This window comes from Mesorhizobium sp. M0437 (assembly GCF_040321335.1).
Classification (GTDB): domain Bacteria; phylum Pseudomonadota; class Alphaproteobacteria; order Rhizobiales; family Rhizobiaceae; genus Mesorhizobium.
The window spans coordinates 1-21009 of record NZ_JAMYRK010000057.1 but is presented as its reverse complement, the minus strand read 5'-3'; the positions used below and the strand labels follow the sequence as shown (position 1 = coordinate 21009).

The following is a 21009-nucleotide window of genomic DNA, read 5'->3' as shown; positions in this document are numbered from 1 at the left end:
CTTAAATATCAAGGTAAGCGCCCGCCTTGCGGTATGTTGCAGCCGGGGCGCGTCGCTCTTTCGGGCTTAGATTACAGGCTCGGGATCGTGAAGGCTGTTCCAGGCCGGAGCGCTTTCCAGTGCCGTATAGTTCCCCGTTGCGATGTCCTGGCATATTTTCATTAGTTCTCCGCCAGCCGCGCGCGCAAGTGATCCGCCCACGCTTATCCGCCGTACACCCGCCCCGGCAATCTGCTCGAACGTGAGGCCGGAAACGCCTTGGCCAAGGACATGGTTCACTGGTGCACTGACAGAGCTGCAAATCTGCTCGAGAGACGCCAGATCCGGGACACCCGGCGCATACAGCACCTCAGCGCCAAGAGCTTCGAAGGCCTTCAGGCGGCGAATTGCCTCGTCGAGACCATATACGCCTTTACCCATCCCATCGGCGCGGGCGGTGAGTACGATGTCGTATTTTCGAGCAGCTTCAACCGCCGCCGCTACACGTGCCACCGCCGTATCAAAATCGCGTATTGGCTGGCCGGGATTTGGTTGTCGATCTTCGATCGAAAGTCCAGCCAATCCCGCTTCGGCGGCAAGCCGGACGGTTTCAGCCACGCCTTCTGGTGTGTCTTTGTAACAATCTTCCAGATCGGCAGTGACTGGTATGATCGTCGAGGCTGCGATCTCGGCAGCGTATGCCAAGCTTTCGTCGCAGCCGACTTCCTTTGCCCCGTCCTTCTTCCCCTTCGAAAAGGCGTAGCCCGAAGATGTGGTCGCTAGCGCCCTAAAACCCAGACTAGTCATCATCCGCGCGCCGGCTACGTCCCAAGGGTTTGGCATCAGGAAGCAGCCGGATTTATGAAGAGCGCGAAATTGTTTAACCTTCTTGGATCGGGAAATCACATTGCCCCCTCAGACTTGGACAAGAAGCCGGGTTCGACTAAATGCCGATGATTGCAGCTTTTCAATCATCCGTTTCTCGCCCGACTGCGATCCCGCGGATTCGTTGGCATTTTTCCGCCGAGCGCGACGTGCGGACCATTATGGCGCCTCGCTCTCATGACCCGAACACCCGGAGACCGAATGTCGGATATGCAACGAGCCCGTCCCCGGCAAGGTACACCATGTGTTGTAAGCCTCAGAAATACCTGCTTACAGATCGCTTGGAAATTACGCGATCCGTAGCCGCGCTCGCAGCTGGGCGACGAATTGCGTCGCTGCCACGGGGTGGAACAACGAGGTCAGCCCGAAGAAAACCGCGGCGCCGGTGGTGCCGCCGGCGACAAGCGAGAAGATCGCCGGCACGTCGCCGGCCACCATGCTGGCAAGCTTGGCGGCCACCCCCGTGCTGAGCGAGATGACCACCGAGACACCGATGTCGCGCCATGGCACAGGCACCGGTGTGAGCCGCTCGCTGATGATGATGCAGGTAATGGAGCCCACCACCGAGCCGCCCGCCAGCGCTAAAGCGGCGCCGATCTCCGCCATCGGGGGGATCAACAGCAGGGACAATGCGATTGTTGCCACCGAGCCGAAGAGATTGGCGATGATCAGCAGCCACGGCCGCTTGTGCGCGTGCACCACGACGCCATAGACGAAGCTGGTGAGGTTGGCGCACAGCACGCTGAAGGCAATGATCGGAAACAGCAGGCCGAAGCGGCCGTGATATTGCGAGGGCAGCATGAGCTCGGCGATATCGCTGCTGAGCGCGACCAGCATCGCTGCAATCGGCAGGCAAAGCCGCATCATCAAGGCCATTAACTGCGACAGCAACCGACCCGATGCCGCGGGCCCATCCTCGTCGAACCGGCTAACCACCTCGGGAAAGGCGCCCATGTTGATGGCGTTGGCGACCATATCGATCGGCTGGCGGGCCAGCGCATAGGCTGCCGCGAAGATCGCCACGGCGCTGGCATCGTAATAGAACTTGAGGAACAGACGCTCCGCGCTGTTGAGCCCGAAGCCAACCAGCGCCATGATGATCAGCGGCACACCGAGCGCAAAGAAGTCCCTGTGGGTGAAACGCGGCGGACCGGCAACGAGCCGTCGCGATGCCATGATGCCCGCCACGATGCCGGCAATCAAGGCGCCGAGGCTCGAGCCGAGCGACACCGTCAGAAAGCTATCCTGAAAGACAAGGATAGCGCCGATCGGTAACGCGAGTTGCAGCAGGGCACGCAGGGCTTCTAGCATCGAATAGACCGAATGGCGCTGCTGCATCTGCAGCACCGTCAACGCGAAGCGGCTGATGGACCCGGCGACCAGATAGCCGCAGACTGCGATCGCGAACTCGATCCAGCGTTCAGGCACGATCACCGCCGACGCGCCTACCGATATGACCAGCGCCAGTGCCGTGGTGGCAAGCAACACCTGCCCGGCCAGCATCAGGCTGCCGCGGCTGACTTCGCCCTTGCCGCCAAGCCTGAGCAAGGCGATGCGCAGCCAGTTGGTGACGGCAATGTCGGTCATTTCCCCGACGGTCACCACCAGGGTGAGCAGGCCATACTCGGTCTGGTTGATCAAACGCGTCACGACGACCAGCAGGAGCAGCGCCGAAATTCGCGTCAGCAGGATCGCCGGAGCATAAATGAGCGTGGAACGGAGCAGCAAGGGCGTGTCCCTGGAAAACTCACCTTCGACTAGCCGCCGACTGGCGGAAAATCCAGCCCGATGACGCCGAAGGGTGAACAGATTCAGTTTGAACTAAAAGATTTGCCGTAAAACTTATCGGGAACGTTTGCTTTGCAGTTACCCGGTCTGTGTTATTTAGAGTACCATCATGTTGCAGCGCCTCATATCCGATCGAAAAATACATGTCCTGGTCGCGACGCCCTCGGGCGTTTCGGGGCAGGGCGGCATCGACCGCATCATGGGCGCGCTGAAGCAGGAGTTCGAACGGCAAGAAATCGCCGACATCGATGTGTGCTTCCTTGCCAGTCGTGGCCCGGGGCATGTCGGACTTTCGATCTTCTATATGCTCGGTTTTTGCTTACGGATGCTTAAAGCGCGTCTGGCTGGACGCGCCGATGTCATTCATATCAACATCTCAGTTTCCGGCAGCACCTACCGCAAGATGGTGATCGCCGCCTGCGCACGGCTGCTGTCGATACCCTATGTCCTGCACTTGCACGGGGCGCAGTATCAGACATTCTGGAAAGCCGACCGCGGTTTCATTAGCCGCCGTATCAAAGCTCTGTTCGAGCATGCCGATCGGGTGATCGTTTTGGGCAGGCTTTGGCGCGATTTCGTCGCCAGCAGGGCGCCGGGCGCAGCCGGCAATATCGTGATCGTGCCCAATGCGACCGAAGTCCCGTCGCTGGCCCATGTCGGCGGCGGCGACCATTTGCATATCCTGTTCCTGGGCCGCATCGGCGACCGCAAGGGCGTGCCGCAATTGCTCGAGGCACTGCACCGCATGAGCCCTGTCAAGAATTGGCGCGCCACGATTGCCGGCGATGGCGAAGTCGAGGCGGCACGGGCAAAGTCAGCCGCGCTGCGGATTGCAGACCGGATCGCCTTTCCGGGTTGGGTGGGACCGGACGATGTCGCATCGCTGATTTCTTCGGCCGATATTCTGGTTCTTCCATCCTTCGCCGAAAATCTGCCGATGTCGGTGATCGAAGGCATGGCAGCCGGTTTGGCGGTGGTGGCGACCCCGGTTGGCGCCGTCGAAGACATAATCACCGACGGGCAATCCGGGCTGCTGGTGCCGCCAGGCGATGTTACAGCGTTGACCGAGGCGCTGAGCCGCCTCGCGGAGAACCCGGCACTGCGGGCAAAGCTTGGTGCCGGTGCCATGGCCGTGCATCGGGAACGGCTTGAGCTCGCCCCGTTTGTCGGCGCAATCTGCGATGTCTGGCGGTCGGCCGCGTCAAGCCGTCAAACGGTCAAGCGCTGAGGCCGACGATCGCGGCGGCGCGTCGAGCCTGAATTCGCGGTGGAATATCTCCAAATTCAACAGCGCCCATATCAGCTTTTCGTGGTCTGCAGCACGCGTTGTGTGTTCCGAGACGATTTGATCTAGCTGTTTCGGACTCAGATAGCTGCGAATGACGGAGTGAGGCGAGCAAAGATGGTCATGCACGTAGTTCCTCATCGATCCGCGAAACCATTCGGCGACCGGTACCTTGAACCCGACCTTGCGGCGGCTGAGAATTTCCTCCGGGAGGATATTGGCCATGCTGTCGCGCAGGATCTGCTTGCTGTGCAACCAACCCAGCCTGTAGCGATCGGGCAATTTGCTAACGAATGAAACCAGGTCTCGATCGAGGAACGGCATTCTTCCTTCGATTGAACCGGCCATCATCATGTGGTCGCCTCGTTCCAGGAGATTGTCAGGCAGCCACGATGTCTGATCGAAAAACAACACGCGGCGAAGATGGGAGGCCGCAGCACTTGACGAGAACGGAAAGTCATTGCGCTCATAACGGCGATTTGCGGACGCGCCGATCAGGCAAGCGCTCTGCTGCGCCGAAACGGCTCCAAACCAGGAGACCATCCGGGCGGCAAAGTCCCTTTCGCCCGCGGTGCGGGCAAATGTATCGACCTTGGCCGACGCGCCCGGCATGGCGCGTACCAAAGGGGAAAGGACGTTATCGTGCAGCGAGGCTGGAACAAGCGACTGGTAGATCCCGGCCAGTGATTCCGCGCGATGCTTGGGATAGCCGCCGAGAATCTCGTCGGCTCCTTCTCCGGTGAGCACCATCTTGACGTCTTGCGAGGCTCGCTCCGACATCAGGTAAATTGGAATATCGCTGCTTTGCGAAACAGGTGCCCCGCGTTGGCGAACCATCATCGGCAGATGATCCATCAGATCGCCTGGCTGGATTACAAGTTCGCAATGATCGGTCTTGAAATGATCGGCAACGCGTCGGGCGAATGCAAATTCGCTATAGGCTGCGTTGTCGAACCCGACGGAAAACGTGCGAATGGGCGTGGCGCTGTGCCTGGCCATCAGCGCGACGATAGCCGAGGAGTCGAGCCCTCCGGAGAGAAAGGCCCCAAAAGGTGCATCGCTGCGCATCCTGATCTCGACGGAATGGTCGAGCAATTCCAGAAATCGCCGCTTGGCGGTTTTTCCGTCGATCCGCTCGGTAACGGCCGCCTGGTCCGGAGGCGTATAGTAGCGCGTTTCCTTGACTACCCCTTGCGACCAGACAGCATAGCTTCCGGGATTGAGTTTGCGGATCTGTTTGAAGAGCGTGCGCGGTCCCGGCACATAACGCCAGTTCAGATACTCGTGCACGGCATCCAGATCGAGTTCCTGAGCATCTTGCTGCGATGACAACAATGCGTTGATCTCCGAGGCAAATAGCAGCAATTTTTCGCTTTGCATGAGGTAAAGCGGCTTTTCCCCGAAGGGATCCCGGGCGAGGATCAATTCCTGCCTCTGAGCATCCCAGAGTGCAAAGGCGAACATGCCGCTCAGCCGGTCGAACATTGACAAGCGCCACTGATCGTAGGCTCGGAGCAGCACCTCGGTATCGGAGCGCGTTCGAAAATGATGGCCAAGGCCGATCAGTTCCTGGCGCAGCTCGATGTAGTTATATATCTCGCCGTTGAAAATTATTTTGAGACGACCGTCCTCAATCTGCATCGGCTGATTCGACTCGGGCGCTAGGTCAATGATCGCCAGGCGGCGATGAACCAATGCCAATTGTTGCTCGCCGGTATTCAGGTCCAATATCTCGGTGCCTTCGGCATCGGGACCGCGATGCCGCAATGCGTTTGACATTTTGGCGGCCCGCTCTTGTGGATTTTTAGCCCTTCGCCCGATCCATCCGGCAATTCCACACATTGTTCCCCCCTAGGCGCGCGCATTCCCCACTCAGTACAACAAATGTGTTAAACACTTCGTGCCAATACAACCCAACCGGGAGAAAGCTGCCGCGGGCCGTTCCTCGATCGAGCCTGGCGGGTCAGGGATTGCCACCGGTTGTTCGCTAGTGAGGGCGTGTGATGGCACCTATGGCAGGCCCAATGCCTGCAGCATCTCCGGGTCGGGAACCGGGGGACCATCGGGCGGGATGAGGCTCATCCCATAGGGATTGGAGAACTCCCAGGCAGACCATGGGATCGCGAAGCGTTCGGCCTCTCGGCGCACTGCCTTGAGATAGCGCGAACGGTCGGCCTCAAAGGCGCCCATGCGGCCGTCCGCGGACATGAGAATAGCGCCGAATTCGCCCATGAAGAGCCGCCGGCTGGGAATGCCATGGCCATCAGCCCAGTCGACAGCCTGGCGAAAGCTCGCCTCCAGTTGGCTCTGGCCCCAGTTCTGCTCGAAATAGTTCGCGATTGCTTGGCGCGTGGTGGCCATGTTCATGACCTGCTCGACCCTGCTCAAGCCGGCAGCGTCCATCCGCGCTCTAAGGGTTTCGGTCACCACTTCGGGTGTACTGCTGTCGGCCGGCCAGGGAAGTCCCGAAGCAAAGCTGATCGTGTCATCGGGCCGCTGGTGGGTGAAGCTGTGCGGCTCATACATATGGAAGCTGTAATAGAGGTTTGGGTCATCAAAGCCGGGGCTGAGGTTGACCAATCCGGCAATGCTGCCGCCGCAGGCGCCGGTTGCAACGATGGTAAGTTCGCTGCTGACCGCTCGAATTTCGTGGACGGTCCCTGCCATGATCCGCTGCCAGTGATCGCTGCCGCTCGCATCGCAAGGGTAGTATGCGGGCTCGTTGTAAGGTTCGAGGGCGACTTTGTCGGTGCCTATCTTGACCAGCATGGCGGCGACCGCCACAACCATTTGACGATAGCGGGCAACGCCCTCGCTGTCGGCGCCGCCATAGATCATCTCCATGCTGTAGTCGGGAACCTGAGTGACGCCATGCAGGTCGAAAACCACCTTGAGGCCGGTCGACGTGATCCGCTCGACGGCGGCGGCAAGTATGTCCAGCGCCTGCTGCCGCCTGGCGTCCCCGCTGGCAAGCAGCGGGCCGGGATCGACGCTCAGCCGGACGAAGTCGAAGCCCATCGATCGGATGTGGGCAAACACCTCCCCGGCCGGCCAGTCGGTGAGCGGCCTGCTTTCCGCAAGCCACTCCTTTTCGCTGCGATAGGGCGGCCAAACGTAGGTTCCGTCTTTCGCCACCGGCGACCAGTTGAGCCACTGATGCACGCCAACGCCGCGCTTGAGAGGGATGGGCTCTGCCTCGGCCGCCACAAGCAAGGCGAGCACCCAGGCAACAAAATACACCGCTTTTCGCATCGCTCCCTCCGCATGCTCGCGGGAGATATTAACCGCAACGAACGGGAAAGAAGATTGCCGGCCCGCAGCTTTTCCACGGCATGGTATACAAGGACCGAAACGTTGACGGGGCGTGCATGAGAATCGGCTGGTACATCAACCGATTGCGCAGCATGGGACCGGCCGAGGTGTTGCACCGGCTGGGCGAGCAACGTCGAAGGATCGCGTCGCGCCGCCGCGATGATGGGTGGGGGCGCTATCCATCGCCGCAGTTGCACCCAGTGCTGCCCGGATTTCGCCATGCTGCGCTGGCAGCGACCGACGCTCAACGGCAGGCCATAGCGGCGGCCGCGCAAGAGATGCTGCATGGCCGGTTTTCGGCACTCGGGCGGACATGGCCAAAGCGTGAGCCCGATCGTTTGTTTCCTGCTGAGCTTTGGCGTCTTGATCCGGTAACCGGCAGGCTTTGGCCTGGCGCCGAGGCTCATACTTTCGATATCGATTTTCGCGATGGCGGCGACCTTGGCGATATAAAATATGTCTGGGAGATCAACCGGCTGCAGCAATTGCCAGTACTGGCTGCACACCTGCTCCTCAGCGAGGACAATCGATCCCGGAGTGCCATTGAGGCGGCAATCGGCAGTTGGCATTCCGCCAATCCGCCGTACCGAGGCATTGGCTGGGCTTCCGGCATCGAAGTAGCGCTGCGAGCCATCAGCCTGATCGTCACCCTGGACCTTATCGGTGACCGGCTTGACCCGGCGACGCTGCGGAAAGCCGGTGAGATACTCGCGGCAAGCGCCTATTGGCTGCCGCGGTTTCCGTCGCGATATTCCTCCGCCAACAACCATCTCGTCGCAGAGTTGGCTGGCGAATATCTGGTTAGCCTGGCGCTCGGGGCCGAATCCGAAATTGCCCGCAGCGCCCTCTTAAATGAGACGCACAAGCAGATTCTTGCCGACGGCGCCGGTGCCGAGCAAACGCCGACCTATGCAGCCTTCAGCGCCGAACTCATCTTGCTGTGCGCCGCCGCGGCGCGCCAGGCGGGAACGCCGTTTCCCTCGGCCGCCGAAGCGCGTCTGGGCGCCTTCGCCAATTTCGTCGGCTGGCTGCCACAGAAAGCCGCCCGCTTCGGCGACGACGATGAGGGCCATGTGCTGAAGCTGGGCGACGAGCCGAACTATATCCGATCCGTCGCGGCCGCCATCCACGGCTTACTGGGGACGCCGGGCAACGCGCCGGAGCCTGACGATTTTCGTTCGCTTTTCTTTGGTGCGCCGTCAGGCCCGGCGCCCGCGGTGCATGGCTTGCAGACATTCACGCAAGGCGGGCTCTCCGTCTGGCGCGGAGCAATGAATGGCCGCAATGTCGAACTGACGTTCGACCATGGACCGCTCGGCTATCTCTCGATAGCGGCGCACGGCCATGCCGACGCGCTGTCGCTCACCCTGTGCATCGACGATGAGCCGGTGCTGGTCGATCCCGGCACCTGGCTCTACGGTTCGGGAGGCGCATGGCGCGACTGGTTCCGCTCCACACCGGCGCACAACACGCTGAACATCGAGGGCAAGAGCCAAAGCACCATCGCTGGAAATTTCAACTGGTCGCACAAGGCAGTCGCATCGCTGGTGGAGAGCGAACCGGGACCGCACTGGAGGCTGAGCGCCCGGCATGACGGCTATAGAAGCCGCTTCGGCGTCGTGCATCAGCGCACTTTGGCGCGCCAGGCCGATGGCATCCTCATCACCGACCAACTGCTCGGCGGCAGGCGCCAGTCCGAGATCGTCTTCCAACTGGCCGCCGGCCTCCATGCCGAGCGGCACGAAGATACGGTCACGGTATTGTGCGGCGACGAGGTACTGTTGGCCATCCGCTTTCCTGATGCTGTGCTCGATATCGGCGCCGGCGGTGACATGCCGGGCCAAGGCGGTTGGGTTTCACTGCGTTTTGGCACCAGGCAGCAAGCCGAACGCATCGCCTGGCACGGTGAAGTGGGCGAAGCCGGGATCGATATCCATCTTGCCCCAATTCACCCGCCGCGACAGCAAAAACCGGTGCCAACGTAGAGTTGCCGGGCTAGTTCCAGCCGTATTCGACATTAATTACGTTTGGACATTTAGCGGTTTCGTTACCGTTGATCTGCTAGTCTCGCACCATCCAGCCTGCTTTGCCCGCTGCGCCCCGCAACAGCCACTGGTTGCAGGCGGCGTAGCGAGTTTGGCGGGAATTTTGTGCTTTGCTATTCGCCAGATCGCCTTCTTACGACCCCCAGACTGCCTTCTTACGACCAGGAGCCGCTGCATCAATGTTTTCCGAATTTGCCAGAGCGATTGTGGAAAAGCTTTCGAACGTCAATCTGACCACGCTCGGCCTGCTTCTCCTCACCGCACTGGGCAGCGCGGTGATCGCCTACTGGCGAACTGCCGAACATAAGTCCCTCAGGGACTTTTTCGACTTCGCCTTCCCACAGGAAGTCATCCTGCACCCGTCGGCGCGAGCCGACGCCATGTTCTGGATCACGAAACGGGCGATGATGCCTTTCCTGCTTATTCCTGCCGGCGTCACCTTCGTCGTCGCGGTGGGCTATGGCACACGCGAGGCAATTGGCTGGCTCCTTAACATCCACGCGCCGCTTCTCGGCGGCCCGGCGGGACCGGTGACGATCGTCATCTTCACCGCAACGATGCTGGTCGCCTATGATATTTCATACTACCTCTACCACGTCGCCCAGCACCGTTTCCCGTTCCTGTGGGAATTGCACAAGGTACATCATTCGGCCGAGGTGATGGTGGGGATCACCAAGGACCGGGTTCATCCGCTGGACGATCTGATGAACCGTATGTGGGATGGCGTCATCCCGGGCATCTGCTTCGGGATCTGGAGCCTGATCGCACTCGATCCGGTAGAGGTCGCTATCTTCGGCATCAACGTCTACGTCATCCGAAACATCCTGATGATGGACTTTGTTCGCCATACGCATCTCAAGGTATCGTTCGGCCCGTTGAACAACATCATCCTGTGTCCGCACTGGCACCAGGTGCATCACAGCATCGACCCTCGTCATTATGACAAGAATTTCGGCCTGCTTTTTTCGTTCTGGGATCGTCTGTTCGGAACGCAATTTGTCCCGGAGCCGGATGAAGACCTGAAATTTGGCCTGGTCGATCGCGATGTGCGCGATTACCAGTCGCTCTTTGGGCTCTACATCCTGCCGCTCAAGAAGATGGCAAGGCATGTCATGCGACTGTTTCACAGACGGCCCAATGTGGTCGCGCAGCCACAGGACAGTTCTCCTTCATGAACACCGCTGTTTCCATCGACGTCCTAAGCGCGGAGCGCCTGGAAATCGTCCGTTCGGCGGATCGCCTGGCTGCGGTCGAAGCCGCTTGGATGGAGCTTTGGCATCGTACCGACGGGCTGATCTTTCAAAGCCATGCCTGGATTTCGGCATGGTGGAGTACCGTACAACGCCGTGACCAGCGCGCGTTGCGGATCGGCCTGGTCTGGAAGGGCGAGAGACTCGTTGCTGTCGTTCCGCTGGCGATCGGCAGGCGCAGGGGGCTGCGGTTTCTCGAATGGGCGGCCGGCAGCTATACCGACTATGGGGATATTCTCGTTGCTCCGGAATGCTCGTTATCGGCGCTGCAGGAGCTATGGACCCAACTCTGCGATGCCGGCGGCTTCGACCTTGCCTTGATCAATCGTCTCTCGCCGGATGCGGCGGCCCGCAAAATTTTCACGCCGGGAGCTTCCGGCGGCATCAGGCTTCGTCCGTTTCACCGAACGGAAGTCAGCTATCGCGTTGCCGGACAATGGGAAAGCGGAGCGGCATGGTTCGCGGGCCAGTCGAAAAAGACGCGCCAGAACTATCGGCGCGGCATCAAGGCGCTGGAAGAAACCGGAGAGGTGAGATTTCGCCTGCTTGCCCCCGACGAGCCGCTGCAACCGGTACTGGAGCGCCTCGCGGCCTTGAAGCGGAAATGGCTGACCGAGCGCATGCGTGAATCAGATCTGTTCGAAGAGGGCGTGCCGGTACTCGCCGCGCTCGTCGATGCGTTGGCGCGCGCCGGCGTGCTGCATATCTTCGTCCTCGAATGCAATGGCGTGATGGTCGCGGTGTCGATCAACTTCGTCCAGCACGACGTGATGATGGCCTTCGTGACGACGTTCGATCCGGATTTCGGCCGGGCGTCGCCGGGTGTGATCCTGTTGATGGATTACGTGCAGTGGTCGATCGATCACGGTTTGAGCATGGTCGATTTCCTCTGTGGCGCAGAGTCGTTCAAACACAAATTCTCAACGCAGGCGGCTACGCTGGAATCCGTCATCGGAACGCGCACGGCACAGGGCGCGCTTGCATTTCTTGCCGATCGTGTCCTCCAGACGGTCAGGCATATGCGCGAGCGGTCATCGGCACCACCAGAGGGACGCGATGCGCCCGCTCAAGCCGAAGCAGCCTTGGACTAAAGCGCGTCGCGTTCGATCGGCCTCATGCGACGCGCTTTAGATTCTTGTTTATACATGTCGTTATCGCAAAACCGCTGCACACTTTTGCGCGACATGCTTTAGAACGGTTCATCGTTTCACGGAAACGGCCCGCTCGCAAAAAGCTCAAATGAAGCGCGGTATCGGACCGTTTTGCGGCGTGGTGCGGTCGCCGAGGTCGAGGAAGATTTCGTCGATGTAGCACCATCCCCAACCTTCCGGCGGATCGTAGCCTTCGATGACAGGATGGCCGGTTGCCCGAAAATGCTTGGTGGCATGACGGTTGGGCGAGTCGTCGCAGCAGCCGACATGGCCGCATGTGCGGCAGAGCCGCAGATGCACCCACTGCGAACCGCTCTTCAGGCATTCCTCGCAGCCGAGCGCGCTCGGTGTCACGTCGCGAATGTCCCCGGCGTGCCTGCATTCGTCTGCCATCATACGCTCCTGACCAGTTGTGGCGCCACGGCGAGACTGCCGTTTCGCGCGAGATATGCATGCAGCGCTGCAACCACCTGGGCGCCTTCGCCGACCGCAGCGGCGACGCGCTTGATCGAGCCGGAGCGCACGTCGCCGATGGCGAACACCCCGCCGCGGTTCGTCTCCAGCGCACCACGTTCCTGGCCAATGTCAGGCCCGGTGCGAACGAAGCCCTTCGCGTCCAACGCCACGCCGCATTGCGCCAGCCAGTCGGTGTTCGGATCGGCGCCGATGAACAGGAAGAGGTGGCGGATCGGACGTGCTGTCTCGGTGTCGCGGTTGCGCCAGCGCACTTTGCCAAGATTGCCGTCGTCGCCTTCCAGTGCCGCAATCTGCGCCTCAGCCAGCACTTCGATGTTCGGCTGTGCCCTGACGCGCTCCACCAGATAGCGCGACATGCTCGCATCGAGGCTGCTGCCGCGCGCCAGCAGCCATACCTTCTTCACATGCGCCGCCAGGTAGACGGCAGCCTGACCAGCCGAATTGCCGGCGCCGACCAGGGCTACCTCTTGCCCGGCACAAAGCCGCGCTTCGATCGGCGAAGCCCAGTAATGCACGGAGGTTCCCTCGAATTGCGCCAGGTTTGCCATGTCGAGGCGGCGATAGCGCGCTCCGCTGGCGATCACCACCGACCGTGCCCGCACGGTCTCCCCGCCGCCGACGGCGAGCGTATAGTGGGCACCGGACGTGTCGCTTGCGCTGCCCAGCCACTTCGCCTCGTCCGGTATCACCATCTCGACGCCGAATTTCTGCGCCTGGTTGTAAGCGCGCGCCATCAGCGCCATTCCCGAAATGCCGGTCGGAAAACCGAGGTAGTTCTCGATGCGCGAGGAGGCACCCGCCTGTCCGCCGAAGGCACGGCAATCGAGCACGATCGTCGACAACCCTTCGGAAGCCGCATAGACGGCCGCCGCGAGGCCGGCCGGTCCGGCGCCGACAATGGCCACGTCGTACAGCCTGCCGGCGTCGATCGGCCTCACCAGGCCGATGCAGCGGGCAAGCTCGTTCTCTCCGGGATTGAGCAGCAGCTTGCCGTTCGGACAGAGCACGATCGGCAAATGGTGGATGTCGACATGGAAGCGTTCGATCAGGGTCCTGGCGCAGGGATCGGCAGCCGAATCGAGAACGCGATGCGGCTGACCGCCGCGAGCCAGAAAACCTTGCAGCCTCAAAACGTCGCCGCTGTCGACCGGTCCGACAATGATCGGGCCGGCTGTGCCGCTCTCGAGCAGGCCGACACGGCGCAGGATCAGCGCCCGCATGACGCGCTCGCCGAGGTTTGCTTCCTGCACCATCAGGTCCCTCAGTCTTTGCGAGGGGATGACGAGCGCCTCGACCGGCTCGACCGCCTCCACATCCACCAGTGAGGGTCGGGCTGAAAGCTGCGCCAACTCGCCGACGAAATTGCCTGCACCGTGCGTGACGATTGTTTCGCGCCGGCCGAAGCTGCCGCCCTGGATGATATCCACCTTGCCGGACAGGACCACGATCAAACCGGGCGCCAGCTCGCCGGCTTTGACGATCTGTTCGCCTGCAGCATAGGACACGGCTTCGCCGAAACGGCCCATGCGGTCCAGATCCGCCTCAGCCAGCACTGGAAACATCTGATCGCGACGGGCAATGGAGATCGGATTGGCGGGTTCAGACATGGTTCGAACCTATCGCCGGTTTCCGACAGTTTGAAGCGGTTTTTGCGGCTTGCGGCCGGTAGGAACCTGGCCCGCCTGTCGGTAAACGCTGTGCCCTTCGCTTCGCAGTTAACTGATCGCGGCCGTGCGACGGTGTCGTCGCGACGTGCCTCACGATCCGTTGCATCTCCTTGATTTGTTTGATTTGCGCATCCCGGCAAACCCGGCGCATGCTGCTTTAGCCGGCACCTGCCTAAGCCGGCCAGGCCCGGCGGGCCGTCCTGTGTCAAACTCTCGGCCGCCGGGCTTCTGGACAGCAGAAAACGGCCTGTGTCCGAGCACTCCGCAAACTGGCCCGCGGCCTGTTGTTCGCGAGTGCTCAGGCAGCTACCTGAAGCACAATCTTGCCGCGCGTGTGCTGCTTCTCGAGCTGTTCCTCGGCCCTGGCGACTTCCTCAAGAGGATAGATTGCCTGCACGAATGGCCTGACCTTCCCGGCGTCGATGAGGCGGCTGATCTCGGCAAGCTGCGCCGCGTTCGGCTTGGTCAAATAGGAAACGCCGCGAGCCCGATGCAGGCGGGCCTTCTCCGCCGACGGTTCGGAAAGCGTTGAGACGAGCGTCCCGCCGGGCTTGAGCACGTCCCACGAGCGGTCCTGTGTTTCACCCGCTACCAGGTCGAAGACGAGGTCGACGTCCTCGACAAGCTCCTCGAAGCGCTGGTTCTTGTAATCGACCGCCTGGTCGGCGCCAAGCGCGCGGACGAAATCGAAATCCTGCGCGGAAACGGTCGTCGCGACAAACGCGCCCGCGGCCTTTGCGAACTGCACCGCCAGATGACCGACGCCGCCGGCGCCGCCATGGATAAGGACCCGCTGCCCGGATTTGAGGCCGCCGTGATCGAAAAGGCCTTGCCACGCGGTAAGGCCCGCAAGTGGCACGGCGGCGGCTTCGGCGTGGCTTAAGCGTTGCGGCTTCGCCGCCGCCTCCGTTGCCTTCACGACGACATATTCGGCGTTGCCGCCGCGGTCGTTGCCGAGCATGGCATATAGCGGATCGCCCTTCTTCAGCGTATGGGCCCGCGTGCCGCACAGTTCCACCACGCCGGATACGTCGCGGCCGAGCGTGACGGGCAGATCCGCGCCCGAAGAGCCCTCGCGAACCTTGTAGTCGACGGGATTGACGCTTGCCGCGTAGACCTTGAGCGTGACCTCGTCGTCATGCGGCTGAGGCAACGGAACCGCGTCCAGCGAAAGAACCTCCGGTCCACCAAAATCGTGGATACGGACGGCCTTCATCGTAATCATGGCTTGCTCCTCGTCGGGTTGCAGTCCAGTTCGCTCTGAACAGTTTCGCCGGCAGGCCGGCGTCTATGCAGCCGGCGGTTCGGTCGTAGCAAAGGCCGGCCGGTGGTGCGCCGTCAGTGTATCGTTTGCGAATGCTCGCCGCCGGGTTGCGAGATGCCGCTCAGCGCTTCACCTGCTGTCGCCGTCTCGCTGTTGGTGGCGAGGTCGCCCAGCGAAACGATGCCGACCAGGCGCTTGTCGCGGTTCAGCACCGGCAAGCGGCGCACTTTCAGGTCAGCCATGTTACGCAGAACATCCTCCGCGTCTTCGTCTTCGAAGCAATACCTGACCTCGGTGCTCATCACTTCCCGTACCTTGGCGTCAGGTGTCTTGCCTTGGGCGACGCCGCGGATTGCGATGTCGCGATCGGTTACCATGCCGACAAGCCGATCGTTCTCGCCCACCGGCATTGCGCCGGCGTCGAGGCGACCCATCATTTCAGCCGCATCGCGCAGGGTTTGCTGCGGACTGGCGATCTCGACGTCCTTTGTCATGCAGTTGCCAACTTTCATTTTAACCTCCCTTGGTTGCAGGGCCCGCCGCCGGTTTCCAGGATGAAAGGGTGAATGAGCGCCAGCGCAAAACGTTCCATGGCAAGACCCGTTTCGAGCGCTTCGCCGAAATCACCCTTGCCATCCTCCACCCGACTGCCCTTCAGGCGGTCGGCCCGGGAAAGGTCGGTTCCGAAGGAATTTCGGAAGGCGTGCCGGGAGGAACTCCGATCGGCTCCTGGTCCGGCGTCGGAATTGGATCCGGCGAGGGCGGGGGTACGCCTGGAGGTTCTCCCGGCGGAGTCTCCGGCGGGGCAGGCGGCCGGGCCGGCTCCGGATTGGGATTGTCCGGCAGTGGATTCGGGTTGTTCGGATCGGGGTTGTTCATCGATCACTCCCCTGACATCTGTGGCCTGATCTCCGCCAAGAGCGGGTTGCCGCAGCGGCGATCAGGCTCTCTTGTCCTAAACCAAGGGGAAGCAAAAGCGTTCCCGCTTCCGACGCCACGCGCGGTGCCAATCTATCGGGCGGTTCCCAGGCTGGCATACATTCCGTTGGTGCGGAATTGCGTCGGGTTGATGCCGTAGAGGCGGCGGAAGACCTTCGAAAAGTAATTGGCATCCTCGAAGCCGCACATGATGGCGACTTCCTTGACCGGCAGGAAATCGGCCTTCGTGAGCAACTTCGCCGCGCGCTGCAGTCGCTGCTGCAGCACGAATTCGGCGGGCGGAAGACCTTCACTCTCGGCGAAGCAGCGCGAGAAATGCGCGCGGCTCAGGCCGCTGATCTCAGCGAGATCGGCAACGCGGAGCGGCCTGTCGAGATTGGCCCTGATGTGATCGATGACCGGCTGCATGGCGCTCTTGTCGTCGGTGACGGCATGCGAGCCGAAGACATCGTCGTAGAGCGCCATGGCTGCTTCATAGGCGACGGCCGAGGCGGCTCCCGGCGAGACCGCGCCCGTGATCAGCCGCACACTGCAATCAGCTAGATGATCGATCGTCGAGGGCTGCAGCCGCAGCACCGGACCGACGGCGGCAAGGATCGACTTGTGGATGCGCAGTGCCTCCTCGCCGTTCATCGATATCCAGAAGAACTCCCAGCGTTCGCCCTTGGCCAGCCAGTAACGGTGGTTGTGCGGCACGAGAACCAGCAAAGTGTCGCCCTTTTGCAGGCGGTAGTTCCGGTTCTCGTAGCGCAATCGGCCGGTGCCGCTGATCGTATGCTGGAGCACGGTAAACGGCGTCAGGCCGCGCTTGCGCCCATCCCAGTCGTAGACCTCGTTCTCGCGCACTTCATAGCCGGTGCTTGTCGGCATGGTGTGTAGGCGCTGGCGCCCGCGCGGCAGCGATACCGTCCTGCCCGCCGGCCCGATGTCGATCAAGTTCCGCAGCACAAAATTACCCCTAAAAGCATAATCCTTCTCTGGTCGCGTGCCGAATAAGGCGCATAATCCCTCGAGAAAAGCAAAAGAAACCGCGGTCAAAGAGCGGATGGGAGGAAGTGCCGGATTCCAGCCTGCATAGCGTGGCAGGCGGGCCAGGCCTCTTTTCGCCGCCTTTGCCCTAGTGTTCGATCAGGTCGAGGTGAGGCTGATGAGTTTCAAGATCGCTATCATCGGTGCGGGAAGCGTCGGGTTCACCAAGAAGCTCTTCACCGACATTTTGTGCGTTCCTGAATTCAGGGATGTCGAATTCGCATTGACCGATCTCAGCGAGCGCAACCTCCAGATGATCAAGTCGATCCTCGACAGGGTCGTCGAATTCAACAGGCTGCCGACCAAGGTTACGGCAACGACAGACCGCCGTGCTGCCCTCGAGGGTGCCCGCTACATCATCAGCTGCGTTCGCGTCGGCGGTCTCGAAGCCTATGCGGACGACATCCGCATTCCCTTGAAGTATGGCATCGACCAGTGCGTCGGCGACACGATCTGCGCCGGCGGCATCCTCTATGGCCAGCGCAACATTCCGGTAATCCTCGATTTCTGCAAGGATATCCTCGAAGTCGCCGAGCCTGGGGCGAAATTCCTGAACTACGCCAATCCGATGGCCATGAACACCTGGGCGGCGATCGAATATGGCAGGGTCGATACCGTCGGCCTCTGCCACGGCGTCCAGCATGGCGCCGACCAGATCGCCGAAGTGCTCGGCGCCAAGTCGCGCACCGAGCTCGACTACGTCTGCTCCGGCATCAATCACCAGACCTGGTTCATCGACCTGCGTCTCAACGGCCGCAAAATCGGTCAGGACGAGCTGGTTGCCGCCTTCGAGGCGCATCCGGTCTATTCGCAGCAGGAAAAGCTGCGCATCGATGTCCTGAAGCGCTTCGGCGTCTATTCGACCGAAAGCAACGGCCATCTTTCCGAATACCTGCCCTGGTATCGCAAGCGGCCGGACGAAATCACCCGCTGGATCGACATGTCCGACTGGATCCACGGCGAGACCGGCGGCTACCTTCGTTATTCGACCGAAACACGCAACTGGTTCGAAACGGAGTTCCCGCAATTTCTGGAATCCGCCGCCAGGCCGATAGACCCCGCCAAGCGCTCCAACGAGCATGCCAGCCACATTCTCGAGGCGCTGGAGACGAACCGCGTTTATCGCGGCCACTTCAACGTCAAGAACAACGGCATCATCACCAACCTGCCGCAGGACGCGATCGTCGAGTCGCCCGGCTTCGTCGACCGCTTCGGTATCAACATGGCATCCGGCATCACGCTGCCGGAGGCCTGCGCCGCCACTTGCATTTCCTCGATCAACGTCCAGCGCATGTCGGTTCATGCGGCGATCTCCGGCGATATCGACCTGCTGAAGCTCGCGGTCCTGCACGACCCGCTGGTCGGCGCGGTTTCGACGCCGGAAGAGGTTTGGCAAATGGTGGACGAAATGGTCGTCGCCCAGGCCCGCTGGCTGCCTCAATATGCCGATGCGGTGCCGGCCGCGAAGGAGCGGCTTTCGAAATCCAGGATCAAGACCCGCGAATGGGCCGGTGCGGCACGGCGCGACGTCCGTTCGATCGAGGAACTACGTGCGGAAAAAACGGCTCTCAAGCAGGCCGTCTGAATTTCGCCAGGACGGATCGCGGCGAGCTTTCGGGAGGATTTTCCGCACCCGCCTGTACATTCGTTCGAGGAGAAATGGAGCGGCGTCAACGCGCTCCTGAACAACAGGGAGGAGAGACGATGAGGAATTTTCGAAACATTGGCATTCTCGCCGGGCTGGCGCTTAGCGTCTCGGCCTCGGCGCTGAACGCGTATGCATCCGAGCCGACCGTGCCGCCGGTGCCCGCGCAATTTCCCGCCGAGGGAAAGATCAAATACGTGGCGCGCGACTCCATCCTGGAGTTCAAGGCACTTCCGGAATACCACGAACCCGATTGGGTCACCGACAAATACGTCAAGGCAGGCAAGCTGCCGCCGGTCAAGGACCGGCTGCCGAAGGAGCCGCTGGTCTTCAAGACCGGCAATATGCCGGACGGCGTCGGTGTCTACGGTGATACGATGCGTCATGTCATCGGCGGCCGGCCGGAGGGCTGGAACTACGGCGCCGGCCAGACGCAAGGCTGGGGCGGTATCGACATCGGCCTTTCCGAATGCCTGACGCGCACCGCGCCGCTGTTCCAGGTCGAGGCCAAGGACACGGAGCCGCTGCCGAACCTCGCCAAGAGCTGGGGCTGGTCGAAGGACGGCCACACGCTGACGATGCATCTGGTCGAAGGCGCCAAATGGTCGGACGGCGTTCCGTTCAACGCCGACGATGTGATGTTCTACTGGGACGACGAGGTGATCGACCCCAATGTGTCGCCGCTGAACGGCGCGACGCAGGAGACCTTCGGCGTCGGCACGACGTTGAAGAAAATCGACGACTACACCGTCGAGTGGACGTTCAAGGACGCCTTTCCGAAACAATACCTTTACGCCATGGCTTACGGCACCTTTTGTCCGGGCCCGTCGCATATCCTCAAGCCGCAGCATCCGAAATATTCGAAGAACACCTACGAGCAGTTCAAGAACGCGTTCCCGCCGGAATATATGAACATGCCGGTGATGGGTGCCTGGGTGCCGGTGGCATACCGCCCCGACGACATCATCGTCATGCGTCGCAATCCGTACTATTGGAAGGTCGACGAGAAGGGCAACCAGCTGCCGTATCTCAATGAACTGCACTACAAATTGTCGACCTGGGCCGACCGCGACGTTCAGGCGGTATCGGGGGCGGGCGACTTCTCCAATCTGGAGCAGCCAGAGAACTTCGTCGCCTCGCTGAAGCGCGCGGCGCAAAAAGACGCACCGGCACGGCTTGCGTTCGGCGCGCGGCTGATCGGCTATAATCTGCGCATGAATTTCTCAGCCAATGGCTGGGGCAACCCCGACGAGCGCGGACAGGCGATACGCGAGCTGAACCGCAACGAGGACTTCCGCAAAGGCGTCACCATGGCGCTCAACCGCAAGGCGCTCGGCGACTCGCTGGTCAAGGGTCCGTTCACTGCCATCTATCCGGGCGGCTTATCCTCGGGCACGAGCTTCTACGACCGGAAGTCGACGGTCTACTACCCCTTCGATCTCGAAGGCGCTAAGGCGGAACTCGCCAAGGCAGGCCTGAAGGACACGGATGGCGACGGCTTCGTCAATTTTCCTGCAGGTACCGCCGGCGGCAAGAATGTCGAGATCGTGATGCTCGTCAACAACGACTACACCACCGACAAGAGCCTTGCCGAAGGTGTCGTCGCCCAGATGGAAAAGCTAGGGCTGCGGATCGTGCTGAACGGACTCAACGGCACCCAGCGCGATGCCTCGCAATACTCCGGCCGCTTCGACTGGCTGGTACGGCGCAACGATCAGGAGCTGACTTCCGTCGTCCAGAATACCGATCAGCTGGCCCCGGTCGGTCCACGAACCAGCTGGGACCATCGTGCGCCGGAAAACGGCGAGGTCGATATGATGCCTTTCGAGAAGGACCTCGTCGACATCGTCAACAAGTTTGTCTCGTCCGCGGACAATGACGAGCGCGCCAGCCTGATGAGAAAGTTCCAGGAGATCTCGACCGAGCACGTCTACAATGTCGGCCTGACGGAATATCCCGGCGCGCTGATCATCAACAAACGCTTCTCCAACATCCCGCAGGGCACGCCGATCTTCATGTTCAACTGGGCCGAGGATTCGATCGTCCGCGAGCGGGTCTTTGTCGCTGCCGACAAGCAGGCCAAGTACGAGCTGTTCCCCGAAGAGCTTCCCGGCAAGCCCGGAGACAAGGGCCCGATGAACTAGGTTTACCTCCCCTGACTGAGAACTCCCGGGGGCCCCCGGGGGGGGGCCCGGGCCCAGCCACCAACCCACCACCCCCCACACGGGCCCGCCCGGCCCCCCCCAGCGCCCCCCCCCGGTGGGGTATCGGAGGAGCGCGCCCCCCGGCGCGG

Annotated in this window: 15 protein-coding genes and 1 pseudogene; 6 read left to right on the top strand and 10 right to left on the bottom strand. The window is 61.5% G+C overall.

The window, feature by feature from the left end; translation table 11 throughout:
* Positions 1-66: 66 nt before the first annotated feature.
* The gene (locus tag NKI72_RS26515) at positions 67-885 is read right to left on the bottom strand and encodes an isocitrate lyase/PEP mutase family protein (protein WP_352851236.1); all 819 of its coding nucleotides are present in this window, start codon (positions 883-885) and stop codon (positions 67-69) included.
* 267 nt (positions 886-1152) lie between these two features.
* Positions 1153-2592, bottom strand: coding sequence for a lipopolysaccharide biosynthesis protein (locus tag NKI72_RS26510; RefSeq protein WP_352851234.1), 1440 nt, complete (start codon positions 2590-2592; stop codon positions 1153-1155).
* Between the two features lie 169 nt (positions 2593-2761).
* Between NKI72_RS26510 and NKI72_RS26505 the strand changes: the two genes are divergently transcribed.
* A complete protein-coding gene (locus tag NKI72_RS26505) occupies positions 2762-3880 on the top strand; it encodes a glycosyltransferase family 4 protein (RefSeq protein ID WP_352851233.1) in 1119 nt (372 codons plus the stop codon).
* On the opposite strand, the gene asnB is transcribed toward NKI72_RS26505, so the two are convergent.
* Together asnB and NKI72_RS26495 are read right to left on the bottom strand one after the other, a co-directional pair.
* Positions 3854-5779, bottom strand: a complete 1926-nt coding sequence (asnB, locus tag NKI72_RS26500) for an asparagine synthase (glutamine-hydrolyzing) (protein WP_352851231.1) — start codon at positions 5777-5779, stop codon at positions 3854-3856. The genes NKI72_RS26505 and asnB overlap by 27 nt on opposite strands.
* Before the next feature lie 168 nt (positions 5780-5947).
* Positions 5948-7189 (bottom strand): glycoside hydrolase family 5 protein, encoded by a 1242-nt coding sequence (locus tag NKI72_RS26495; RefSeq protein ID WP_352851230.1) that lies wholly within the window; start codon positions 7187-7189, stop codon positions 5948-5950.
* Between the two features lie 116 nt (positions 7190-7305).
* On the opposite strand from NKI72_RS26495, the gene NKI72_RS26490 reads away from it, so the two are divergent.
* From NKI72_RS26490 to NKI72_RS26480, 3 genes are all read left to right on the top strand, one after another.
* The gene (locus NKI72_RS26490) at positions 7306-9234 is read left to right on the top strand and encodes a heparinase II/III family protein (RefSeq protein ID WP_352851229.1); all 1929 of its coding nucleotides are present in this window, start codon (positions 7306-7308) and stop codon (positions 9232-9234) included.
* Between the two features lie 239 nt (positions 9235-9473).
* Positions 9474-10469 carry a sterol desaturase family protein gene (locus NKI72_RS26485; RefSeq protein WP_352851228.1) on the top strand — a complete coding sequence of 332 codons (996 nt, stop codon included), beginning with the start codon at positions 9474-9476 and terminating at the stop codon, positions 10467-10469.
* Positions 10466-11635, top strand: a complete 1170-nt coding sequence (locus NKI72_RS26480) for a GNAT family N-acetyltransferase (RefSeq protein ID WP_352851227.1) — start codon at positions 10466-10468, stop codon at positions 11633-11635. The genes NKI72_RS26485 and NKI72_RS26480 overlap by 4 nt, the downstream gene beginning before the upstream one ends.
* A 144-nt stretch (positions 11636-11779) precedes the next feature.
* Here the strand turns inward: NKI72_RS26480 and NKI72_RS26475 are convergent, their stop codons facing one another.
* The 6 genes and pseudogenes from NKI72_RS26475 to NKI72_RS26450 form a co-directional block, all read right to left on the bottom strand.
* A complete protein-coding gene (locus NKI72_RS26475) occupies positions 11780-12091 on the bottom strand; it encodes a UBP-type zinc finger domain-containing protein (RefSeq protein WP_036238601.1) in 312 nt (103 codons plus the stop codon).
* Positions 12088-13779, bottom strand: a complete 1692-nt coding sequence (locus NKI72_RS26470; RefSeq protein ID WP_352851226.1) for an FAD-dependent oxidoreductase — start codon at positions 13777-13779, stop codon at positions 12088-12090. The genes NKI72_RS26475 and NKI72_RS26470 overlap by 4 nt, the downstream gene beginning before the upstream one ends.
* Positions 13780-14137: 358 nt before the next feature.
* Entirely contained in the window at positions 14138-15064 is a 927-nt protein-coding gene (locus tag NKI72_RS26465; protein WP_352449638.1) for an NADP-dependent oxidoreductase, read from the bottom strand.
* 113 nt (positions 15065-15177) lie between these two features.
* Entirely contained in the window at positions 15178-15615 is a 438-nt protein-coding gene (locus NKI72_RS26460) for a CBS domain-containing protein (RefSeq protein WP_352472517.1), read from the bottom strand.
* Positions 15612-15746 carry a hypothetical protein gene (locus NKI72_RS26455; protein WP_352501351.1) on the bottom strand — a complete coding sequence of 45 codons (135 nt, stop codon included), beginning with the start codon at positions 15744-15746 and terminating at the stop codon, positions 15612-15614. The genes NKI72_RS26460 and NKI72_RS26455 overlap by 4 nt, the downstream gene beginning before the upstream one ends.
* Positions 15747-16114: 368 nt before the next feature.
* Positions 16115-17118: pseudogene (locus tag NKI72_RS26450) on the bottom strand (AraC family ligand binding domain-containing protein).
* Positions 17119-17189: 71 nt separating this feature from the next.
* Here NKI72_RS26450 and NKI72_RS26445 point away from each other — a divergent pair.
* Positions 17190-18656 (top strand): alpha-glucosidase/alpha-galactosidase, encoded by a 1467-nt coding sequence (locus NKI72_RS26445; RefSeq protein WP_352851224.1) that lies wholly within the window; start codon positions 17190-17192, stop codon positions 18654-18656.
* 119 nt (positions 18657-18775) lie between these two features.
* Complete coding sequence (locus NKI72_RS26440; RefSeq protein WP_352851222.1) at positions 18776-20860, top strand: ABC transporter substrate-binding protein; 2085 nt, start codon at positions 18776-18778, stop codon at positions 20858-20860.
* The last annotated feature ends 149 nt before the right edge of the window (positions 20861-21009 follow it).

Bases quoted from the DNA above. Each gene is read 5' to 3' on its own strand.
- NKI72_RS26470 (WP_352851226.1), bottom strand. From the start codon at position 13,779: ATGTCTGAACCCGCCAATCCGATCTCCATTGCCCGTCGCGATCAGATG.
- NKI72_RS26465 (WP_352449638.1), bottom strand. From the start codon at position 15,064: ATGATTACGATGAAGGCCGTCCGTATCCACGATTTTGGTGGACCGGAG.
- NKI72_RS26485 (WP_352851228.1), top strand. From the start codon at position 9,474: ATGTTTTCCGAATTTGCCAGAGCGATTGTGGAAAAGCTTTCGAACGTC.
- NKI72_RS26490 (WP_352851229.1), top strand. From the start codon at position 7,306: ATGAGAATCGGCTGGTACATCAACCGATTGCGCAGCATGGGACCGGCC.
- NKI72_RS26505 (WP_352851233.1), top strand. From the start codon at position 2,762: ATGTTGCAGCGCCTCATATCCGATCGAAAAATACATGTCCTGGTCGCG.
- NKI72_RS26475 (WP_036238601.1), bottom strand. From the start codon at position 12,091: ATGATGGCAGACGAATGCAGGCACGCCGGGGACATTCGCGACGTGACA.
- NKI72_RS26440 (WP_352851222.1), top strand. From the start codon at position 18,776: ATGAGGAATTTTCGAAACATTGGCATTCTCGCCGGGCTGGCGCTTAGC.
- NKI72_RS26445 (WP_352851224.1), top strand. From the start codon at position 17,190: ATGAGTTTCAAGATCGCTATCATCGGTGCGGGAAGCGTCGGGTTCACC.
- NKI72_RS26460 (WP_352472517.1), bottom strand. From the start codon at position 15,615: ATGAAAGTTGGCAACTGCATGACAAAGGACGTCGAGATCGCCAGTCCG.
- NKI72_RS26480 (WP_352851227.1), top strand. From the start codon at position 10,466: ATGAACACCGCTGTTTCCATCGACGTCCTAAGCGCGGAGCGCCTGGAA.
- asnB (WP_352851231.1), bottom strand. From the start codon at position 5,779: ATGTGTGGAATTGCCGGATGGATCGGGCGAAGGGCTAAAAATCCACAA.
- NKI72_RS26495 (WP_352851230.1), bottom strand. From the start codon at position 7,189: ATGCGAAAAGCGGTGTATTTTGTTGCCTGGGTGCTCGCCTTGCTTGTG.